At 66.6% G+C, this 1,505-nt stretch carries 1 protein-coding gene; it reads left to right on the top strand.

Features of this window, described 5'->3' with window-relative positions; all coding sequences use genetic code 11:
- Positions 1 to 146: 146 nt before the first annotated feature.
- Complete coding sequence (locus ABZV00_RS37775; protein WP_355615450.1) at positions 147 to 1,472, top strand: IS4 family transposase; 1,326 nt, start codon at positions 147 to 149, stop codon at positions 1,470 to 1,472.
- Positions 1,473 to 1,505 lie beyond the last annotated feature (33 nt).

The raw sequence follows: 1,505 nt of genomic DNA, 5'->3' as shown, positions 1-1,505 counted from the left end.
CCAACGCCGTTCAGTTAGGCGGTGTGGTGGGTTGTCAAGCGTGTCGTGGAGACGAAGCAGCGGAGCTCCGGTATAGAGGGTGGTCACTCTAAGACGCCCTTGAACCTGGAGCTCCGCTGGCTGATCAGATTGCCATAACTCGGACGGTGACGGTAGCCGCAGGAGTGTTCGCGCCGGGTCACCTGGGCGAGTTGACTCGTCTGGTGCCGTTCGAGATGGTCGATGATGTCCTGGCCTCGACCAGGCGTACCGAGTCACGGGTCCGGCTGTTGCCGGCCCGGGTCGTGATGTACCTACTGCTCGCGGGATGCCTGTTCGCCGAACTGGGATACCAGCAGGTATGGCGCAAACTGACCACCGGGCTGTCGGGTCTGCCGATCGTCTCGCCCAGCGGCAGCGCGTTGCGCCAGGCCCGGCAACGTCTCGGCGCACAACCGATGCGAGCGTTGTTCGATCTGCTGCGTGGCCCGGCCGTCACCAGCGCCACCCAGGTGCGCTGGCGTGGTCTGCTGCTGGCCGTGATCGACGGGACCCTCCTGACGGTCGCGGACTCCGCCGCGAACACCGGCCGCTATGCCAAACAGAGATGCAACAACGGCGCTTCCGGCTACCCCCAACTACGGCTCAGTGCCCTACTGTCCTGCGGCACCCGCTCGGTCCTGGACGCCGTGTTCGACCCGGTCAGCACCGGCGAACTCGACCAAGCCCGCCACCTCGCCCGCAGCCTGCGGCCCGGGATGCTGCTGCTGGCCGACCGTAACTACGCCGCCGCCGACCTGATCACTACCCTGGCCGCGACCGGGGCGCACCTACTCATCCGCTGCAAGAACGGCCGCAAACTACCGGTCCTGCGCCGCCACCGCGACGGCTCGTTCTCCTCAATCATCGGCGGCCTGCCGATCCGGGTCATCGACGCGCAGATCAGCATCACCACCACCGAGGACACCCGCACCAGCGGCTACCGGCTGATCACCACACTGCTCAACCCGCACACCCATCCCGGCGCCGAACTGATCCGGCTCTACCACCAGCGCTGGGAGATCGAGACCGCCTACCTCGAACTCAAATCCTCGATCCTGAGCGGACGTGTCCTGCGCGCCCGCACCCCCGACGGCATCCAGCAAGAGGTCTACGCCCTGCTCAGCGCCTACCAACTGCTGCGCACCGCGATGGTCGACGCCACCGACAGCCGACCCGGCCTCGACCCCGACCGGGCCAGCTTCACCACCGCCCTGAACACCGCCCGCGACCAGATCGTGCACGCCGCCGGGATCATCGCCGACACCGCCATCGACTTGGTCGGCGTCATCGGCGCCAACGTCCTGACCCACCTGCTCCCCGACCGCCGCCTACGCACCAAAACACGCATGATCAAACGCTCGAACAGCAAATACCAAGCCCGCGGCCCCACCATCGACCGCCGCAGCTATCAAGCCACCACCAGCATCGACATCGTCATCCCCGACCCTTGACACCCACACCAGCCGCCTAACTGAACGGCGTTG

Origin of the sequence: Micromonospora sp. NPDC005173, from assembly GCF_040608515.1 — a bacterium.
Classification (GTDB): Bacteria; Actinomycetota; Actinomycetes; order Mycobacteriales; family Micromonosporaceae; genus Micromonospora.
This window is presented reverse-complemented; position numbering and strand designations above follow the sequence as displayed.